Below are 19476 nucleotides of genomic sequence, written 5' to 3'. Positions count from 1 at the left end.
GGAGTGACAGTGGCGTTCTATCAGGCTCTCAAGGCGACCGGCAGCCCCGTTCTGAAGGCGGCCTATCACCCGTGGATCCGCGGCAAGGAGAACATTCCCGCCGAAGGACCCGCCATTCTCGCGTCCAACCACAACGCTGTGTGGGACTCCGTCTTCCTGCCGATGATGCTCGACCGTGAGGTCGTCTTCATGGGAAAGGCCGACTACTTCACGGGCACCGGTCTCAAAGGGTGGATGACGAAGGAGTTTATGCGTGCCGTGGGCACCATCCCCGTCGACCGTACCGGTGGCCGCGCGTCCGAGGCGGCGCTGAACGCCGGACTCAAGCGCCTGCGCGACGGTGAACTCTTCGGCATCTACCCCGAAGGAACACGCAGCCCCGATGGGCGCCTCTACCGCGGCAAGACCGGCGTCGCGCGCCTTGCCCTCCTCTCCGGCGCACCCGTTATCCCCGTGGCGATGATCGGCACCCATGCCGCGCAGCCGATCGGCCAAAAGATCCCGTCCCGTACGAATATCGGCATGGTGATCGGCGAGCCCCTGGACTTCTCGCGTTACCGCGGCCTCGACAAGGACCGCTACGTGCTGCGGGCCATCACCGACGAAATCATGTACAACCTCATGCTCCTGTCTGGGCAGGAGTACGTGGACCTGTATGCCGCTGACGTCAAGGCGCAGCTGGCAGCAGAGGGCGCTTTCGAGGGGCCCGTTCCCTCCAACGGTCGCCCCGCACCCGGTGGGCGCACCGCCCCCGACGTCCCCGTGCCCACCGCCCCCGAGGAAGAGAGCGGCGAGGAGCAGGAGGCCTCGGACAAGGAGTAATGGCTGTTCGCCGTCATCTCACGATTGGGGCACGCATTCGCGTTTCGTGGGACGGGTGTCCTTGGCGAAAGGCGATGTGGGCCGGGTAGAATGAACTGTGCCCTGCACACGCGCGCCTTCGCGCACTAGGCAGCCCCATCGGGCAGCCGGGGTGACGCGGAGCGTGCATGCACGCGCGGGGCCGTACCTAACCAACCTGAGAAAGGTGACATTCATGTCGGTCCGTCGTGTTGCCCTGCTGACCGCAGGTGGCTTCGCCCCGTGCCTGTCCTCCGCCGTCGGTGGACTCATCGAGCGCTACAACGAAATTGATCCCACGGTTGAGATCATCGCTTACCAGAACGGCTACCACGGCCTGCTCACCGGCAACTACGTGCTGGTCGACGAGGAAGCTCGCAAGCACGCTGCCGTCCTGCACCGTTTCGGCGGCTCCCCGATCGGTAACTCCCGTGTCAAGCTGACCAACAAGAAGAACCTGGTCGAGCGCGGCCTCGTCTCCGAGGATGAGGACCCGCTGCAGAAGGCTGCCGAGCAGCTGCGCGCTGACGGCGTTGACGTCCTGCACACCATCGGTGGCGACGACACCAACACGACGGCCGCCGACCTGGCCGCCTACCTGGAGGAGCACGACTACCACCTGACCGTCGTGGGCCTGCCGAAGACGATCGACAACGACGTTGTGCCGATCCGCCAGTCCCTGGGCGCCTGGACCGCGGCTGAAGAGGTCTCCGAGTACTCCCAGAACATCATCGGCGAGCACCGCTCCAACCCCCGCATGCTCATCATCCACGAGATCATGGGCCGCCACTGCGGTTGGCTGACGGCCGCCGGTTCGCAGCGCTACCACGAGTGGCTCAAGACCCAGGAGTGGGTGCCCTCGATCGGTCTGTCGAAGGAGCGTTGGGACATCCACGCCATCTTCCTGCCCGAGATGAAGATCGACCTGGATGCCGAGGCCAAGCGCCTCAAGGCCATCATGGACGAGCAGGGCAACGTCAACATCTTCCTGTCCGAGGGCGCTGGCGTCCCCGAGATCATCGCGGAGATCGAGGCTGCCGGCGGCGAGGTCCAGCGTGATCCCTTCGGCCACGTCAAGCTCGACACGATTAACCCCGGCCAGTGGTTCGCCAAGCAGTTCGCCGAGAAGATCGACGCTGAGAAGGTCATGGTCCAGAAGTCCGGCTACTTCTCGCGTTCTTCGCGTGCCAACGCCGATGACCTGCGCCTCATCAAGTCGATGACCGACCTCGCAGTCGAGTGCGCCTTCAAGGGCGAGTCCGGCGTTATCGGCCACGACGAGGAGGACGGTGACCGCCTGAAGGCCATTCCGTTCCCGCGCATCGCGGGCGGCAAGCCCTTCGACATTACCGCGCCCTGGTTCGTCGAGATGATGGCTGAGATCGGCCAGACCGTCGAGCCCGCTGGCGAGTGAGTCGCTGCGCGTGATTCCTTCGATCACTCCCGGACGCGGCGGTGAGCCTGTGCGTAAGCCTCGCTCCCGCCGCGTCCCCGAGCGTCTGTGGTCACCCGAGTCCGGGGAGCGTGCTCCCTGGGACACGTGGCGTGGCCTGGACGCAGCCCAGCAGCCTACCTACGCGGACGCGGAACATCTCAGTGATGTGACGGCGCAGCTGCGCCGCCAGCCGCCGCTCGTGTTCGCCGGGGAGGTTGACGATCTGCGCACGTGGATGGGTGCGGCTGCCCGCGGCGAGGCCTTCGTCCTGATGGGCGGGGACTGCGCTGAGACCTTCGCTGAGGCGACGGCGGATCATGTGCGCTTGAAGATTCAGACCCTGCTGCAGATGGCGGTCGTGCTGACCTACGGCGCGTCTTTGCCGGTCATTAAGGTCGGCCGTATTGCGGGTCAGTACGCCAAGCCGCGCTCGTCCGACATGGAGACGCGTGACGGTGTGACGCTGCCGAGCTACCGCGGCGATGCGGTGAACTCCTTCGAGTTCACCCCCGAGGCGCGCGAGCCCGATCCGCAGCGCCTTCTGTCGCTGTACAACCACGCCGCGTCGACGCTGAACCTGATTCGTGCGTTCACGAAGGGCGGCTACGCGGACCTGCGTCAGGTGCATCGCTGGAATCAGGGCTTCATGTCGAATCCGGCCTATGCGCGCTATGAGTCGCTCGCGGAGGACATCCACCGCGCGATCAAGTTTATGGGTGCCGCCGGCGTCGATTTTGAGACACTGCGCGATGTTGACCTGTACTCGTCGCACGAGGCGTTGCTGCTCGAGTACGAGTCGGCGATGACCCGGATCGATTCGCGCACCGGCGAACCGTACAACACGTCTGCCCACTTCCTGTGGGCGGGGGAGCGGACCCGTGACGAGGAGGGCGCTCACATTGAGCTGCTGTCGCGCGTTCGTAACCCGATTGGGGTCAAGCTTGGTCCGTCGACCACGCCGGACCAGATGCTGTCGCTGATCGATCGTTTGAATCCGGATGGTGAGGAGGGGCGTCTGTCGTTCATTACACGTATGGGCGCCGGCCGTATCCGCGAGGCTCTTCCGCTGCTGCTGGAAGCCGCCCGTAAGGATGGTCGCCCCGTCACGTGGATGACCGATCCGATGCACGGCAATACGATCACGTCGTCGACCGGATACAAGACGCGTCGTTTTGAGACGGTCATGGATGAGGTCCGTGGCTTCTTTGAGGCTCACGAGGCTGCGGGCACTGTGCCTGGTGGCCTGCACGTCGAACTCACGGGTGATGATGTCACCGAGGTGATCGGCGGCAGTGAGCATATCGATGACGAGGCCTTGCGGGACCGTTACGAGACGCTCGTGGACCCGCGTCTGAACCATCAGCAGAGCCTGGAGATGGCCTTCCAGGTTGCTCAGTACCTGGCGCAGGGTTCCTCACACGAGGAGTGATCCCTCGAACGAGTAGATCCCCGGCCTCGTCAAATGACGAGGCCGGGGATCTTTCGTTGGATGCGTGGGCGTCGGACGCGGCGTCGCGTCAGACGATGGTGATCGTGACGACGCTACCCTTCTTGAGCATTGTGCCAGCGGCGGGATCACTCTGGCGGACGGTGCCGAAGAAGCCGCCGAGAATCGCTTCCTCTTGGACGGTAAAGCCGGCTGCTTCGAGCACGCTCCTGGCATCGTCGCGCTGGCGGCCAACGACGTCGGGCACCGCGACCTTTTCGGGGCCCTTCGATACCGTGTAGGCGACGGTGTCGCCCCGGTGCAAGATGGAGCCCTCTGCGGTCTGCTGAGAGATGACCTGGCCTTGTGCGACCGTGTCGGAGAACGCTTCGGTGGGCGCTGCGGCGAGGCCGAGTCCTTCGATCGCCTTCTTCGCGGCGTCCGCGCTCATCCCGTTGAGGGAGGGTACGGTGAGAGGTTCGCGTCCCTTGGACAAGACGACGTCGATGGCCGTGTCGTGCGGTACCGAGGTACCGGACGGCGCGGACTGGGAGATGACCTGTCCCTGTGGTACCTCCTCGGAGTAGGCGTCCGTGATTGCGCCGAGGGCCAGGCCTGCGTCGGAGAGTGCCTTCTTCGCATCGTCCTGGGTCTTGCCGCCCACGTCGGGTACGGTTTTCATGTCGACACCCTTGGACACGTAGAGCTGCACGTCGGCTCGCTTATGGACCGGGGTTCCACCCTCAGGGTCGGAGCGAGTGACGGAACCGGTTGCGACGTCGTCCGAAAACTCCTCCTCGACGGAGAAGGCCAGCCCCATCGCGCCCAGATCGGTCTCAACGTCTGCGAGGGGGCGCCCATCGGTGGCGGGCATCGTCAGGTAGGAGCCGGGGCCGTATTCGGTCCACCACCAGGTGCCTCCAATTCCCGCCACCGCGAGGAGGAGGACGACCAGGCTCACCCACAGGGCTGCACGCTTGTATGTTGTCGTCGTGCCCGCCTCCTCGGGCGTTGGGATCGGCGCAGAGGTGTGGACCGTTGTGACGGTTGAAGGGGCAGGAAGCGGCCTCGTGAACTGTGCGGACATCACCTCCGTGTTCAGTGCTGTAGTTTCAGAGGCGCCGGAGCGGTCGGCGGGGGCGATATCTGCGCGCCGACTCGCCAGCTCGGCCGGAATGGCGGCGGCTGCTCGCGTCACCAGGTCGATGGCTTCGGAGGCGTCGGCCGGGCGAGAGGCGGGGTCGCGGGCCGTCAGCGCCGCGACGAGATCGTCGATTTCGCGGGGGATCCAGGGCTGGGAAGCCGAAGGCTTGGGGACGTCATCAGCGACGTGATGGGTGGCGATCTGCAGCGGTGATTCGCCTGCCCACGGCACAGTGCCGGTCAGCATCTCGTACAGCATGATGCCCACGGAGTAGATATCCGAGCGTGCGTCGGCTTGCGCTGTGGTGGCTATTTCCGGCGCGATGTACGCCACGGTTCCGAGCATGTTGCCCGTCGAGGACATGGAGACCTCGGAGGCCGCGCGTGCCAAACCGAAGTCAGTGACCTTCGCGGGGCCGTCGGTTGGAACGAGGATGTTCTCTGGCTTAATGTCGCGATGGATCACGCCGACGCGGTGAGCGGCACGCAGAGCCTCAAGGGTATCGGTCGTGTAGCGCAGGGCCTGGGGAATAGTAAAGGCGCCCTGCGCGCGCAGCAGCTGGCGCAGGTTCGTTCCGTCGATGAGCTCCATGACGAGGAAGCCCTGACCGGTGATGACACCCTGGTCGAAGACGGAGACGACACCGGGGTGAACGATGCGTGCTGCGGATCGTGCCTCGCGGCGGAAGCGTGCAACGAAGTCCTGGGAGTCCGCCAGGTGAGGATGCATGACCTTGAGGGCGACGGGTCGATCAAGGCGTTCGTCCTGTGCGATGTACACGGTGGCCATGCCGCCACGCGCGAGCCTGCGCGTCACTCGGTACCGTTCGTCGACGAGGAGGCCGATCAACGGGTCCGTCTGGTCGAATGTCTGTTCATCGCTCACTTGCTCGATTCTATGGGAGTTTTCGCGAAATTATCGGAAGTGCCCACCTCGGTGCGGCGCATGAATGGGGTAGTCTTGCGCTCATGACCAGTGTTGATATCACCGTGTTCTCCACCGACGAGGTGTGTCGTCTCCTCGGCATCGAAGAACGTCGCCTCAAGCAGCTGATCCGCGATCGTGTCCTTATCGAGGCGCGCGACGGTAACGGGGCGCGTGGCATCCCTCAGGACGTGATCGTCAAGGGCGTCAACGGCTGGGAGCCGCTCCCGTTCTTGCAGGGAACGCTCACGCTCCTGGCGGATGATGGCTTCACGGCCGAGGAATCGTTGGCGTGGCTGTACACCGTTCAGGACGAGCTCGGCGAGCGCCCGATCGATGCACTGACGTCGGGTCGCCATCACCGGGTCAATCGCATCGCCTCGACGCTGGCCTTCTAACCCACCGCCTCGGGCTCAGGCTCGCCTCGCGGTGAGTATCGAGCATAGCTCGCGCAGCATCTCGCGGGAATCGTCGTCGAAGGTCGACGCCTCGAGCGCGGCGTGCCCGTCGGCGACCAGGCGCGCGATCTCAGCCTCGTGGGGGCCGCGACCGTTGGACGCAACGATCCGGGTCGCCGCGCTGATCTGCGTCGCCGAGGCTTCGGCCACCCCGAGGACGTCGGTGAGGGCGGACCGCTCGGCGGGGGAGGAGGCCTCCCAGGTGAGAGCCAGGAGGACCGTGCGCTTTCCTTCGCGCAGATCATCGCCCGCTGGTTTTCCGGTCACCGCGGGGTCTCCGAAAACGCCGAGGTCGTCGTCGCGTAGCTGGAATGCCAGTCCCCAGGGCGTCAGGATCTCTTCGAGGCTGTGGGTGAGTGCGTCCCCGTCGTCGAGCGTGGGCGCGCCGCAGATGGCTCCCAGGACTGCGGGGTGAACGACCGAGTAGTGAGCCGACTTATGGAGTGCGACCTCCAGCGCGTCACTGACGTTCAGTGCGTCCGTGCGTTCGGGGTCCAGAGGGCTCTGCTCGGCGACGATATCGAGGTATTGGCCGAGTGCCACCTCTGCGTGCATGTCGGCAAAGCGGCGCGCGAACGTCTGTGCGCGTTTGTCGTCGAGTGTGAGCGCCTGCTCGTCTGCGGCGGCGGTCGCGGCGGAAAACAAAAAGTCTCCAACGAGGATCGCGGCGTGTGTTCCGAAATCTGAAGATGAGCCGATCCACGAGTGTGATGCGTGATGGGTGGCGAGGCTGCGATGAGGGGTCGGCATGCCGCGACGCTCATCTGCCTTGTCGATGATGTCATCGTGAACGAGGGCGCTGGCCTGGTAGAGCTCGAGCGCTGCGCTGAGGTGGGGCAGGGCAACGTCTTCGACTGGAATTGCTGCCCCGAGCGAGTAGCCGATATGCGCCATGAGAGCCCGGAACCGCTTCCCTCCGGCAACGGACGCGAGCACGGCCTCGGAAAACTCCTCGGATCGGCACGATGCGCCGGCGCGTGTCAGAAGGTGGGCGAGGCTCGAGGCCGTTGCCTCGTCAATGCGCGGACGCAGCGTCGCGAAACTGTCGCTCAGAGTCATGAGGTAACTCTAACTGAGGTTGCGCTCGAAGCGGAGGCCAATGCGGGGCATCCTCACACCTACCGTCAGGAAAACTACGAAGCAAAGCACTAGACTGGCAACGATATGCCGATTTGCAATCGGCTCTGTTGTGCATGCCCATCAATGAAAGGGACCCGTGTGAGTGCATCTCGCGCTTCGGCAAAGGACTCCGCGACGACTGAGGAAACCACGGAGGTGACGACCCCCGCGAAGAAGACGACGCGCGCCAAGAAGGCCACGGCCACCGCGGCTAGTGCACCAGCCGAGGAAAAGAAGTCGGCCGCGAAGAAGGCGCCGGCGAAGAAGGCTCCCGCGAAGAAGACGACGAAGAAGGCCGACGCCGCCGAGGCTGATAAGCCCGTGGCGAAGAAGGCTCCTGCCAAGAAGACCGCGAAGAAGGCCGACGCCGCCGTGGAGAAGGCTGCGAAGAAGCCTGCGGCCAAGAAGCCGCGCGGTCGCAAGAAGAAGGACGAGGAAATCGTCGAAGAGGTTGCCGTCGAGGAACTCGATGACACCGTCGAGGAAGACTTCGAGCCCACGGGCGCAGATCTTGAGGATCCGGATCTCGAGGCAGACGCCGACGATGAGGAAGTGACCGACGCCGAGGAAGACGCCGAGGAAGAGGACCCGAAGGTCGCTGAGGGTGCTGCGTTGCGTGAACGCACCAACGCCGGCATTCATGTCAAGGGTGGATTCGTTGTCTCGGATTCCGACGAGACCGACGAGCCTGTTCAGCAGGTGACTGTCGCCGGTGCGACCGCCGACCCGGTGAAGGACTACCTCAAGCAGATCGGTAAGGTTTCCCTGCTGAACGCGGAGCAGGAAGTTGACCTTGCTCGCCGTATCGAGGCTGGCCTGTACGCCGAGTACAAGCTGAAGAACCAGGCCGATGAGATGACCAGTCGCGAGCGTCGTGAGCTGCACTTCCTTGCGCAGGATGGTCAGCAGGCAAAGAACCACCTGCTCGAGGCGAACCTTCGTCTGGTTGTGTCGCTGGCCAAGCGATACACCGGTCGCGGCATGCAGTTCCTGGATCTCATTCAGGAGGGCAATCTCGGCCTCATTCGCGCCGTGGAAAAGTTTGACTACACCAAGGGCTACAAGTTCTCGACCTACGCCACCTGGTGGATCCGTCAGGCGATCACCCGTGCGATGGCGGACCAGGCCCGCACGATTCGTATTCCCGTTCACATGGTGGAGGTCATCAACAAGCTGGCTCGCGTGCAGCGTCAGATGCTGCAGGACCTGGGTCGTGAACCCACGCCGGAGGAACTGGCCAAGGAACTCGACATGACCGCCGAGAAGGTCGTTGAGGTTCAGAAGTACGGCCGCGAGCCGATTTCGCTGCACACGCCTCTGGGCGAGGACGGCGATTCTGAGTTTGGTGATCTCATTGAAGACTCCGAGGCTATCGTCCCGGCGGATGCGGTGTCCTTCACCCTGCTGCAGGAGCAGCTCCACCACGTGCTGGATACGCTCTCCGAGCGTGAGGCGGGCGTCGTGTCGATGCGCTTCGGTCTGGGCGATGGGCAGCCGAAGACCCTCGACGAGATCGGCAAGGTTTACGGCGTGACGCGTGAGCGTATCCGCCAGATCGAGTCCAAGACGATGTCGAAGCTGCGCCACCCGTCGCGTTCGCAGGTGCTGCGCGACTACCTCGACTGACGCGCAACCGTCATTCATGGGGGGCTGGGAACGAACGTTCCTGGCCCCCATGACAATATCGTCACAAAGCTCGTTTGTTCGGGTGCCTCCATCGCACAGCGGGGTCCGATAGGGCAGGATGATGACATGCTTGAGGGTGCGTTGATTCTTGTTGTGACTGTCGTTCTTGTCCTCGTCGTCGCCGGTGGTGTCGTGGCGGTGCTGGCTCTGTCTCGTCGTAGCGCGGACGAGTGGAAGGGTGTCATCAAGCGAGAAAGCGAAGAAATCGCGGACGAGGTGAAGACTCATCATTCGCTTCCCAAGCGCGCCTCGACGTCCCCCGATGGTCCCGTGGTGCCGCGGACAGCTTCCCTGCAGTCTCTCCTTCAAAATGCTGAGTCGCGGAGCGCATACTTCGACGCTGACCGCTTGCCGGGCATTGATCGGCTGGAGACGGTCACCGGCCGCGTGAGTGAACGCTTTGATCGCGGTCGTCGGGGCTCCGACGGGGCGAACACGTCAGCCCAGGAGTAGACGCAGGCCCCAGGCAGTGATGCTGCGCTCAGGTTTTCTGTGAAGAGCGTCCATAGGGGATAATGACCCTATGGACGCTTTTATTTCCACTCTCCAGTCGCCGTGGGCGGTCGTTATCGGCCTGGTGGTTGCTGTGCTGATCGGTGTGCTCATCCGCATCGCCGTCAGTTCCAAGCGCCGCTCCACGGACGACGTCAGTATCCCCGTTCAGCCGCAGGTGTCTGCCGAAGCACCCGGTGACGCGCCCGCTTCTGCCCCGCAAGAAGGTGGCGATGAGCCTCGCGCTGGCCCGTCTGATACACCTGTGTCGGCCTCCGAGGAGCCTTCTGAGGCACCCGCCACCCCGGCCTCGTCCATCGAGCGCCCAGAACCTGTGCGCGGTCGCATGGAGCGTCTGCGCGAACGCCTCGCATCCTCCGGTTCACTGGGGCGCGCCATTCTCGGTGTTCTGAGCCGAGGCCAGCTCAGCGCCGCCGACTGGGAGGAGATCGAGGAATCGCTCCTTATCGCCGACCTCGGCCTTGAGGCTACCGACACGCTGATGGAGGCGCTCAAGCGCCGCGTCGCCGTCGAGTCCGTCACGGATGAGGCGCGCATCCGCGAGATCCTGCGCGAGGAGTTGCTCGCCCTCGTCGGCCCCGACATGGATCGCTCCCTCAACCTTGAGCGCCCGGAGGTCGACGGCGCCACGAAGCCTGCCGTTGTCCTCATGGTGGGCGTCAACGGTACCGGTAAGACCACGACCGTCGGCAAGCTGGCGCGTATCCTCGTGGCAGAAGATAAGTCTGTGATCCTCGGTGCCGCCGATACCTTCCGCGCGGCCGCTGCCGACCAGCTCGCAACATGGGGCGAGCGCGTGGGCGTGGATGTTGTCCGTAGCGATCGTGAGGGTGCCGACCCGGCTTCCGTCGCCTTCGAAGCGGTGCGCGAGGGTGTGGAGCGTGACGTCGATGTGGTCCTCGTCGATACGGCGGGACGTCTGCAGAACAAGTCCACGCTGATGGACGAGCTCGGCAAGATTAAGCGCGTGATGACGAAGCAAGCGCCCGTGTCCGAGGTCCTCCTTGTCCTCGACGCCACCACCGGCCAGAACGGCATGAAGCAGGCTGAAGTGTTCGCTGAGGCTACCGGCGTGACCGGCATCGTGCTCACGAAGCTCGACGGCTCGGCCAAGGGCGGTATCGTCGTGTCCGTCCAGCGTGCGCTGGGTGTGCCCGTGAAGTTCGTCGGCCTCGGCGAGGGCGCGGACGATCTCGCTCCCTTCGATCCGCAGGGCTTCGTCGACGCGATCGTGGGTTCCGCGCAGGGCTGAACCTTCTCGTCATGACGCGCACCTCGGCCCCGGTGAGGAGACTCCCGGGGCCGAGGTGCGCTAACCTGTGCCTAGTACAGCCGCCATCTTGGGAGTAAACACGTGTTTGGAAACCTGTCAGATCGCCTGACCCAGTCCTTCCGCAGCCTGCGCAGCCGCGGCGTCCTGACCGAGTCGGACGTTGATCACGCGATTTCCGACATTCGGCGCGCCCTGATCGACGCCGACGTCGCGCTCCCCGTCGTTCGTCAGTTCACCACACAGGTCCGTGAAAAGGCCTACGGCGCGGCCCGCTCCAAGGCTCTCAACCCCGGCCAGCAGGTCGTCTCCATCGTTCACGAGGAACTCGTCGAGATCCTCGGTGGTGCGACGCGTGAGCTGACCTTCGCCGAGTCTGGTCCCACGGTCTTTATGCTCGCGGGTCTCCAGGGTGCCGGTAAGACCACACTGGCGGGCAAGCTCGGCAAGTGGCTGCGCGAGGAAGGTAAGACGGTCCTCCTCGTCGCCTCCGACCTCCAGCGTCCCAACGCCGTCCAGCAGCTGCAGGTTGTTGGCGAGCGCGCCGGCGTCAAGGTGTGGGCACCCGAACCCGGCAACGGTGTCGGTGACCCCGTCGAGGTCGCGCGAAGCGGCGTCGAGTTCGCGCGCCAGAGTGGCATCAACGTGGTCATCGTCGATACGGCCGGTCGCCTCGGCGTTGACCAGGAGATGATGGACCAGGCGATCGCGATCCGCGATGCTGTGAATCCTCACGAGATCATGTTCGTCCTCGACGCCATGGTCGGTCAGGACGCGGTCTCCACCTCCACCGCTTTCCGTGACGGCGTCGGCTTTACGGGCGTTGTCCTGTCGAAGCTGGATGGCGACGCGCGCGGTGGCGCCGCGCTGTCCGTGCGTGGCGTGACGGGCGCGCCGATCCTCTTTGCGTCCACGGGTGAGGGGCTCGACGACTTCGAGCGCTTCCACGCCGACCGTATGGCGGGACGCATCCTCGACATGGGTGACATTCTCACCCTCATCGAGCAGGCCGAAAAGAAGATGGACGCCGAGGAGGCGGAGAAGGTCGCGGCCAAGGCGATGGCCGGCCAGCTGACCCTCGCCGACTTCCTGAGCCAGCTGCAGCAGATCAAGAAGCTGGGCTCGATGAAGAAGATGCTCGGCATGATCCCGGGTGCCGCGCAGATGCGCGAGCAGATCGAAAACTTCGACGAGCGCGAGGTGGATCGTGTTGAGGCCATCGTCCGCTCGATGACCCCCGCCGAGCGTGAGGATGTCTCGATCCTCAACGGGTCGCGTCGCGCGCGTATCGCCCGCGGTTCTGGCACGACCGTCACCGAGGTCAATCAGCTCGTGCAGCGCTTCGAGGCCGCGCGCGAGATGATGGCGCAGATGGGTCAGATGGGCGCCGGCGTGCCCGGCATGGGCGCGCTTCCCGGACGCGGCGGCAAGGCCAAGCAGAAGGCTAACGCTCGTAAGGCGCAGGCTCAGCGTGCACGCATGAAGAAGAGCGCGCGTTCTGGTAATCCCGCGAAGCGTCGCCAGCAGGAGCTTGAGGCCATGCTGCCGCCGTCGGAGCGTAGCGCTCCCAAGGGCTCGTCCTTCGGCGTTGCGCAGGAGGCTCCCGCTCCGCGTCCGACGATCGACGATCTGCCGGATGACGTCAAGCGGATGCTCGGCCAGCTCTGAGCATGGAGTTCTCCGGGCTCGCCCTGTGGGCGGAGACTGAGTCCGAGCGCCCGCAGTGGGCGAGGGGTACGTGGCGTGTCGATGGCGGGGTGATTCGCCGTGTGAGCGACGAGGAAACCGCGCCCTCGGTCGGTTTTATCGTCCCCGGCATGGTAGATACTCACTGTCATATCGGATACTCGGCAACGGGTTCGGTGTCCGAATCCGAGATGGTGGAGCAAGCCCGAGCAACGCTTGCGAGCGGCGTCACGCTCGTGCGTGATTGCGGCGTACCGCTCGATAACTCGCCCGCGGCTCGTGCCACCGGCCTGCACCTGATCCGCTGTGGTCGCCACGTCGCGCGCCCCAAACGCTATATGCGCGATCTGCCGCTCGATGTTGAGGACCAGAGCGAGCTTCCCGACGTCCTCGCGTCGATGGCATCTACCTCAGACGGGTGGGTAAAGATCGTCGGCGACTGGATCGATCGCAGCGCCGGAACCGACTCGGACCTCATGCCCCTGTGGGATCCCGCGGTCCTGAGCGACGCGGTCTGCGCCGTGCACGAGGCCGGGGCGAGGATCGCGGTGCACGCGTTTTCTCATCGCGTCATCGATTCGCTCATTGAGGCCGGGGTCGACGACATCGAGCACGGAAGCGGAATCGATGCGGATCAAGCCAGCGAGATTGCCACGCGCGGCATCGCGGTGACGCCCACCCTCCGACAGGTAGAGCTCTTCCAAGACTTTGCCGCGCAGGCGGGGGAGAAGTATCCCGTCTACGCCGCGACGATGCGGGGCATGTACGAGACGCGCCGCGAGCACTTCGAGATGCTCGTGGACGCGGGAGTCCTGTTGCTCATGGGCACGGATTCGGGCGGCTACCAGGATCACGGAACAATCGCCGGCGAACTTGCGCTGTGGCTTCAGTGGGGAGCGCCCGCTCAGTTCACTATCGATGCGGCCACATGGGTGAGCCAGCGCTATCTGGGATACCCCGGCCTCGTCGAGGGCGGCCCCGCCGATTTTCTCTTCCTGAATGAGGACCCGAGGATCGATCCCCTCGCGTTGTCGAGGCCCTCTCGCGTCACGCTGGGAGGAAGCACTGCGTGGGAGCGAACCTCCGCCTGAGCGGTAGGCGTGATGGAATTAACCGACTCATGCGACGCCGCGCACGTCCCCGGCTTGGGATATCGGTGCGAAATATGGCATAATCGCTAGCTGTACCCGGCGGTTCGTAGACCCTCTCACTGCGTGCCGTCGTGTCCCGGTCCAATGCGACCCCTGTGTTTCCCACCTTGGGACGCAAAGGTCCACACCAATCTGAAATGGAGAGACCACTCAAGTGGCAGTTCGAATTCGCCTGAAGCGCGTGGGTAAGATCCACGCTGCCCAGTACCGTGTTGTCGTTGTCGATTCGCGCAAGAAGCGTGACGGCCGCGTCATCGAAGAGGTCGGCTACTACGATCCTCAGCCCAACCCGTCGATCATCCGCATCGACTCTGAGCGCGCCCAGTACTGGCTCGGTGTTGGCGCTCAGCCCTCCGACCAGGTCCGCAACCTGCTGGTCCTGACCGGTGACATCGCCAAGTTCAACGGCAAGGCCGACGCGGTTTCCCGCGTGCAGGTTTCCGAGAACGACAAGGCCGCCCAGGCCGAGCAGGCCATCAAGGACGCCGAGGCTGCTGCCGAGAAGTCCAAGGCCGCTGCTTCCGCCAAGAAGGCCGAGGAAGAGGCCGCCGCTGCCGCAGCCGCTACTGAGGCTGAGGCTGGCGAGCAGGCTTCCGAAGAGGCCGCCGGAGAGGATGCCTGAGCATGCTCGCCGACGCGTTGGAGCACCTGGTCAGCGGCATCGTTGACCACCCCGAAGATGTCGAGGTGACGCCTCGTTCCATGCGACGCGGTCAGCTTCTTGAGGTTCGCGTGAACCCCGAGGATCTGGGTCGCGTCATCGGACGCGGCGGTCGGACGGCTCGCGCCCTGCGCACCGTCATGGGTGCGCTGTCCACGCGTGGCACTGTCCGCGTTGACGTCGTCGACACGGATCGCGAGTAAGACTCGCACACGTCGCGAAGGGGTCCGGCACTGCCGGGCCCCTTCGTTGTATCCTTCGGGGGAGTCCCCGTTCATCGTGAGGAGAACATATGCAGCTCACCGCCGCTATCGTCGGCCCCGCCCATGGCCTGCGTGGAGAGGTTATCGTGGACGTGCGCAGTGATGACCCCGAGGTCCTGGCACCCGGTTCCCGGCTGGATATTGCGGGGGAGAAGCGCCACCTCACGGTGAGGAGCGTTCGCGTCCACAAGGAGCGTGTGCTTGCCTCGTTTGAGGAATGCAATTCCCGTGAGGAGGCCGAGGCCCTGCGTGGAGCGCGCCTGCTCGTCGATGCACATCCGGAGGAGGATGCCTGGTATCCGCACGAACTCAAGGGGCTCCAGGCGCGCACTCCGTCAGGTGATCCGCTCGGTACCGTCAGTGGGTTGACGCCCGGTGCCGCTCAGGATCTGCTCCTCGTGGCCACCGATCATGGCACAGTTATGGTGCCTTTCGTGACGGCGCTGGTCCCGACCGTCGACGTCGAGGGAGGTATTGTCGTCATCGATGCGCCTCCGGGCTTGTTTGACGACGATGCTGTCTCGGAGCGCGAGGGTCTCTAAGCTCGTGCGTTTCGATCTGATCTCTATCTTCCCCGACTACTTCGCGCCCCTGCGTCTGTCCCTGATGGGCAAGGCGGAACAGACGGGCCTTGTGGACCTTCACGCGCATGACCTTCGCGACTGGGCGACCGGCAAGCATCGCAGCGTTGACGATACGCCGTACGGTGGTGGCGCCGGCATGGTGATGCGCGCGGACGTGTGGGCCCGTGCCTTGGACGAGGTACTCTCCGTCCCGCTTCCGGAGCCTTGTGGGGAAGGTGCCCCGGCCTCGTTCCGCCGTGTCCTCGCTATCCCGACGCCTTCAGGAACGCCGTTGACGCAGGCCCGCGTGGAGGACCTTGCGCACGCCGACCAGATCATCGTCGCCTGCGGACGCTACGAGGGGATCGACGCACGCGTCGCCGAGCATTACCGAGGCGCGGGGGTTGAGGTTGTCGAGTTTTCCATCGGCGACTACGTCCTCAACGGCGGTGAGGTTGCGGCGATGGTGTTGACGGAGGCGGTTGCTCGTCTGCTCGATGGCTTCATGGGGAACCCGGATTCTCTGGTGGAAGAGTCGCACTCCGGTGCTGGGTTGCTCGAGTATCCCGTGTATACGAAGCCGCGGGAGTTTCGCGCCCTTGAGATTCCCGATGTCCTTCTCGGTGGCAACCATGCGGCCATTGAGCGCTGGCGGCGCGACCGCGCGATTGAGAAGACGACGCGGGTTCGTCCCGATCTCGCGCTGTCGTTGGATGCCTCCTCGCTGACGGCCGAGGATCGTGCGGCACTCGCTTCTTGCGGCGTCGCCTACACCCGTGACGGAACGGCATATCGCCTTCAGGTGCGGCTCGCACAGCCCGACGATGCCGCCGCTGTCAGCGAGCTTGCTGCGCGTACCTTCCCGGATGTGTGCCCTTCTTCCCTCCCGGCTGAGGCGATCGAGGAACACATCGCGACGCAGCTGTCGCCGACTGTCTTTGAGGCTGTCCTCTCCTCTCCTGAGGAGCATCGGCTTTTTGTCGCCGAGGTCGAGGGCGCGCTCGTCGGTTATGTGCTGACACACGTTGGTGCCCACGCGCTGCCCGGTGATCTTGTGCGCCCCGGGCGCGTCGAGGAAGGCAGTGCCTACCTGTCCAAGTGCTACGTGGACGAGGAGTGGCGGGGGAGCGGTATCGCCGATGCGCTGATTGAACGAGCCGTCGCCGACGCAGGCGAGGCCGGTCACGCGGCCGTCGTCCTGGGTACTAATCGCAGCAATAAGAAAGCGCAGAACTTCTACAAGCGCCACGGCTTCCGCAAACGCTCGAGCCGTACGTTTGAGGTGGGAGGCGTGCGCAACTACGACGTCGTCATGGTGCGTGATCTCACCGCATAATGCGGCGGCGCACTGGCAGATGTATTCGGGGTTGTGGGATAATAGCCGGGATTGTGCGCGGTTCATCCTGCCGCAGGGGGACACCGTGGCGCACGATCACACGTCAGATGAGCGGGCAAGACCCGCCCAACCAGGCGCTTCCGACCTGCGGCAGATGCGTCAAGGAGAAGAAATGCAGAAGCTGGACGCCGTTGATGCGGCATCGCTGCGCGATGACATCCCCTCGTTCCGAGCTGGCGACACCCTCAAGGTGCACGTCAAGGTTATCGAAGGCAACCGCTCTCGTATCCAGGTCTTCCAGGGCGTCGTGATTGCTCGTCGCGGTCACGGTGTGTCCTCCACGTTCACCATCCGTAAGGTTTCCTTCGGTGTGGGCGTCGAGCGTACCTTCCCGGTTCACGCCCCCACGATCGACCACATCGAGGTCGTCACCAAGGGCGACGTGCGTCGCGCTAAGCTCTACTACCTGCGTGAGCGTCACGGCAAGGCCGCGAAGATCAAGGAACACCGTTCCGGCAAGGCCGAGTGAGGTCGGCCGGGCTCAAGCCTTGGCATTTTTCACGGAAAGGCCCGACACCGCGCGCCGGTGTCGGGCCTCGCCGTATCCTGGGATGGTTGACGTAACGACAAGGAGATTGCATGACCCCGACTGCAGGCCCGACTCTCGGACCGTTGCATGCGCCTTCGCTCCGAGATCGTGACCGTGCGGAAGCCCGCGCGCGGCGCAACCCGCTCGTGTGGCTGCGTGAGATTCTCGTGATCATTGTCGTTGCGCTTGTGATTTCGTCGCTCCTGCGCGCCTTCATCGTGCAGGTCTTCTGGATTCCGTCACCGTCGATGCATAACACGCTCGTTGAGGATGATCGGATCGCTGTCTCGCGTATCGACGCGTTGACATCGAACGTTCGCCGTGGCGACGTCGTCGTTTTTGACGACACTCTTGGTTGGCTCGGCACGTCGGAGACGACGGCACCTTCTGTTCTGCGTCGGCTTGGTGAGTTCACCGGGTTTGTCCCCGGTGGCGGTGAACAGACTCTCGTCAAGCGTGTGATTGGCGTCGGGGGAGACCACGTGACGTGTACGAGCGCGACCGGCAAGGTCAGCGTCAACGGGGTTGAACTGGATGAAACCTACGTTCCAGAGGGCCAGGTGCCCTGTGGTGAACGCACCTTCGACGTCGTCGTTCCCGAAGGGCACCTGTGGGTGATGGGCGACAATCGTTCTAACTCTGCAGATTCTCGTTATCACATGGGGACGGGGCAGTCACCCTACGTGCCTGTGTCCTCGGTCGTGGGCACCGTCCAGGCCGTTATCTGGCCGACGTCGCGATGGACGACCGACATCGCGCATCACGAGGTCTTTGCCTCCGTCCCCTCCGCATCATGACCACAGCGTCGCGTGAGCTGGAGGTCTCCCTGGCCAGGCGGTGGGGTGTCGTCGCTGGCATGGACGAGGTGGGGCGCGGAGCTCTCGCTGGTCCCGTCGCCGTTGGTGTTGCGCTGATCGGCGTCGATGCGCCACCCGTTCCCGAGGGACTCACAGATTCCAAGGCACTCACTCCGCGTAGGCGCGAGGCCCTCGTCGATCCCGTGCGCTCGTGGGTGCTCGCGTCATCCGTCGGCTACGCGTCCGCGCAGGAGATTGATCAGTGGGGCATCATCGCGGCTCTGCGCCTCGCCGGACGCCGTGCGCTTGCGGAAGTAGCCGAGGGGGGCCTCGTCCCCGGCGGTGTTCTCTTGGACGGTTCCCACAATTGGCTCTCCGCTCCGGATGACCTCTTCGGAGCAATCGATGGCCCCGAGGATCCTTTCGGGCGTGAACTTCCCGTGCACATGCAGGTGAAGGCCGACGCTTCCTGCGCGGTTGTGGCCGCCGCGTCCGTTCTTGCGAAAGTTGCACGTGATCACCTCATGCAGGGGCTCGATGACCCGGGATACGGGTGGGCCTCGAACAAGGGCTACGGATCTGCAGCGCATGCACGCGCTATCGCGCGCCTCGGTGTCTCGGATCATCACCGCTGCTCATGGAAGATGCCGACGCAGGCCACAAAGTAGGGCGCGCCGGGGTGGCACCGCGGTGCTTGGGGCCTGGCCCGGCATGATGGGGTCGTGAGCGAAGAGATCGAAGGTTACGAAAACAATCTGGAGCTGGAACTCTTTAAGGAGTACCGCGACGTCATTGGGTTGTTCAAGTACGTTGTGGAGACCGAGAGGCGTTTCTACCTGTGCAATCACGTTGATGTGCAGGCCCGCCCGGTCGGCGGTGACGTCTTCTTCGAACTGACGCTGAGCGATGCGTGGGTGTGGGACATCTACCGTTCGTCTCGTTTCGTGCGCTCGGTGCGCGTCATCACCTACAAGGACGTGAACGTCGAGGAACTGTCTAAGCCTGAACTTGATATTCCCTGAGCTGACGCCGCGATAGCCCCGCGAGGTTATCCACAGGCCTTTTTGCGAGCCGCCCCCTATCCACAGGGGGCGGTTTTCGCGTTGTTGGATCCGTGCGGTTGGGAGCACTGTGGGCGTGGAGGTGATCCGTGATGGGATGCAACGTTCGGCCCGATCGTCGGGTGCTGGGTGCAGCGGGTGAATATACCGCCCGTCTCCTGCTGCAAGAGAAAGGACTGCGGATTCTCGAATCAAACTGGCGGGACGGTCGCCGGGGAGAGCTCGACATCATTGCACGCGATGATACTGATTCGTCGTGTTCGTGGACCGTGGTGGTGGAGGTGCGTACGAGGGTTGGGCGCAGGCGGGGGAGCGCGCTCGCGTCGGTCGATCCTCGCAAGGTAGCCAGGCTCCGTACGCTGACGGGGGCGTGGTGTCGCGCTCATGGTCCTTTGTCCTCTCGCTTGCGCATCGACGTCGTTGCGATCACGGTGGATGCACGGGCGCTTCGCTCCTGGCCCGCTGCCATGGACGAGGCCGTGGACCTTCGTGCACTGGGCGCGCAGGTGACGTGGTTGAGGGGTGTGCAATGAAGGGGCCGGGGCTTGCTCGCA

At 64.4% G+C, this 19476-nt stretch carries 20 protein-coding genes; 18 read left to right on the top strand and 2 right to left on the bottom strand.

What is annotated here, in order from left to right; genetic code table 11:
- The first annotated feature begins 9 nt into the window (after positions 1-9).
- The 3 genes from QP415_RS05270 to QP415_RS05260 all read left to right on the top strand — a co-directional run bounded on the left by QP415_RS05270 (position 10) and on the right by QP415_RS05260 (position 3704).
- A complete protein-coding gene (locus QP415_RS05270; RefSeq protein WP_016461086.1) occupies positions 10-822 on the top strand; it encodes a lysophospholipid acyltransferase family protein in 813 nt (270 codons plus the stop codon).
- Positions 823-1036: 214 nt separating this feature from the next.
- Entirely contained in the window at positions 1037-2254 is a 1218-nt protein-coding gene (locus tag QP415_RS05265) for a pyrophosphate--fructose-6-phosphate 1-phosphotransferase (RefSeq protein WP_016461085.1), read from the top strand.
- 10 nt (positions 2255-2264) lie between these two features.
- Positions 2265-3704, top strand: a complete 1440-nt coding sequence (locus tag QP415_RS05260; protein ID WP_016461084.1) for a class II 3-deoxy-7-phosphoheptulonate synthase — start codon at positions 2265-2267, stop codon at positions 3702-3704.
- An 88-nt stretch (positions 3705-3792) separates the two neighbouring features.
- On the opposite strand, the gene pknB is transcribed toward QP415_RS05260, so the two are convergent.
- The gene (pknB, locus tag QP415_RS05255) at positions 3793-5730 is read right to left on the bottom strand and encodes a Stk1 family PASTA domain-containing Ser/Thr kinase (protein ID WP_048676321.1); all 1938 of its coding nucleotides are present in this window, start codon (positions 5728-5730) and stop codon (positions 3793-3795) included.
- 83 nt (positions 5731-5813) lie between these two features.
- Between pknB and QP415_RS05250 the strand changes: the two genes are divergently transcribed.
- Positions 5814-6167, top strand: coding sequence for an Rv2175c family DNA-binding protein (locus tag QP415_RS05250; protein ID WP_285099186.1), 354 nt, complete (start codon positions 5814-5816; stop codon positions 6165-6167).
- A gap of 15 nt (positions 6168-6182) precedes the next feature.
- Here the strand turns inward: QP415_RS05250 and QP415_RS05245 are convergent, their stop codons facing one another.
- The gene (locus QP415_RS05245; protein ID WP_285099184.1) at positions 6183-7286 is read right to left on the bottom strand and encodes a polyprenyl synthetase family protein; all 1104 of its coding nucleotides are present in this window, start codon (positions 7284-7286) and stop codon (positions 6183-6185) included.
- A 144-nt stretch (positions 7287-7430) separates the two neighbouring features.
- Between QP415_RS05245 and QP415_RS05240 the strand changes: the two genes are divergently transcribed.
- The 14 genes from QP415_RS05240 (at position 7431) to QP415_RS05175 (ending at position 19455) form a co-directional block, all read left to right on the top strand.
- Positions 7431-8972, top strand: coding sequence for an RNA polymerase sigma factor (locus tag QP415_RS05240; protein WP_285099183.1), 1542 nt, complete (start codon positions 7431-7433; stop codon positions 8970-8972).
- Positions 8973-9098: 126 nt separating this feature from the next.
- Positions 9099-9485, top strand: coding sequence for a hypothetical protein (locus QP415_RS05235; protein ID WP_016461079.1), 387 nt, complete (start codon positions 9099-9101; stop codon positions 9483-9485).
- A gap of 70 nt (positions 9486-9555) precedes the next feature.
- Entirely contained in the window at positions 9556-10797 is a 1242-nt protein-coding gene (gene ftsY, locus QP415_RS05230) for a signal recognition particle-docking protein FtsY (RefSeq protein ID WP_285099181.1), read from the top strand.
- Between the two features lie 102 nt (positions 10798-10899).
- Positions 10900-12483 carry a signal recognition particle protein gene (ffh, locus tag QP415_RS05225; RefSeq protein ID WP_285099180.1) on the top strand — a complete coding sequence of 528 codons (1584 nt, stop codon included), beginning with the start codon at positions 10900-10902 and terminating at the stop codon, positions 12481-12483.
- A 2-nt stretch (positions 12484-12485) separates the two neighbouring features.
- On the top strand, positions 12486-13592 hold the full coding sequence (locus tag QP415_RS05220) for an amidohydrolase family protein (RefSeq protein ID WP_285099179.1): 1107 nt from the start codon (positions 12486-12488) through the stop codon (positions 13590-13592).
- A gap of 214 nt (positions 13593-13806) precedes the next feature.
- Positions 13807-14274, top strand: a complete 468-nt coding sequence (gene rpsP, locus QP415_RS05215; protein WP_285099177.1) for a 30S ribosomal protein S16 — start codon at positions 13807-13809, stop codon at positions 14272-14274.
- Positions 14275-14276: 2 nt separating this feature from the next.
- Positions 14277-14516: an RNA-binding protein gene (locus tag QP415_RS05210; RefSeq protein ID WP_003792828.1), complete on the top strand. Its 240-nt coding sequence runs from the start codon at positions 14277-14279 to the stop codon at positions 14514-14516.
- 89 nt (positions 14517-14605) lie between these two features.
- The gene (rimM, locus tag QP415_RS05205; RefSeq protein ID WP_285099174.1) at positions 14606-15118 is read left to right on the top strand and encodes a ribosome maturation factor RimM; all 513 of its coding nucleotides are present in this window, start codon (positions 14606-14608) and stop codon (positions 15116-15118) included.
- A 4-nt stretch (positions 15119-15122) separates the two neighbouring features.
- Complete coding sequence (gene trmD, locus QP415_RS05200) at positions 15123-16475, top strand: tRNA (guanosine(37)-N1)-methyltransferase TrmD (protein ID WP_285099173.1); 1353 nt, start codon at positions 15123-15125, stop codon at positions 16473-16475.
- Between the two features lie 172 nt (positions 16476-16647).
- The gene (gene rplS / locus QP415_RS05195; protein ID WP_007588732.1) at positions 16648-17004 is read left to right on the top strand and encodes a 50S ribosomal protein L19; all 357 of its coding nucleotides are present in this window, start codon (positions 16648-16650) and stop codon (positions 17002-17004) included.
- 110 nt (positions 17005-17114) lie between these two features.
- A complete protein-coding gene (gene lepB / locus QP415_RS05190) occupies positions 17115-17861 on the top strand; it encodes a signal peptidase I (RefSeq protein ID WP_016461072.1) in 747 nt (248 codons plus the stop codon).
- Positions 17858-18529 (top strand): ribonuclease HII, encoded by a 672-nt coding sequence (locus QP415_RS05185; protein ID WP_285099171.1) that lies wholly within the window; start codon positions 17858-17860, stop codon positions 18527-18529. The genes lepB and QP415_RS05185 overlap by 4 nt, the downstream gene beginning before the upstream one ends.
- Positions 18530-18583: 54 nt before the next feature.
- A complete protein-coding gene (locus QP415_RS05180) occupies positions 18584-18883 on the top strand; it encodes a DUF2469 domain-containing protein (RefSeq protein WP_003795316.1) in 300 nt (99 codons plus the stop codon).
- A gap of 131 nt (positions 18884-19014) precedes the next feature.
- A complete protein-coding gene (locus tag QP415_RS05175) occupies positions 19015-19455 on the top strand; it encodes a YraN family protein (RefSeq protein WP_285099249.1) in 441 nt (146 codons plus the stop codon).
- Positions 19456-19476 lie beyond the last annotated feature (21 nt).

Source organism: Pauljensenia sp. UMB3104, from assembly GCF_030217285.1.
GTDB lineage: Bacteria > Actinomycetota > Actinomycetes > Actinomycetales > Actinomycetaceae > Pauljensenia.
This window is presented reverse-complemented; position numbering and strand designations above follow the sequence as displayed.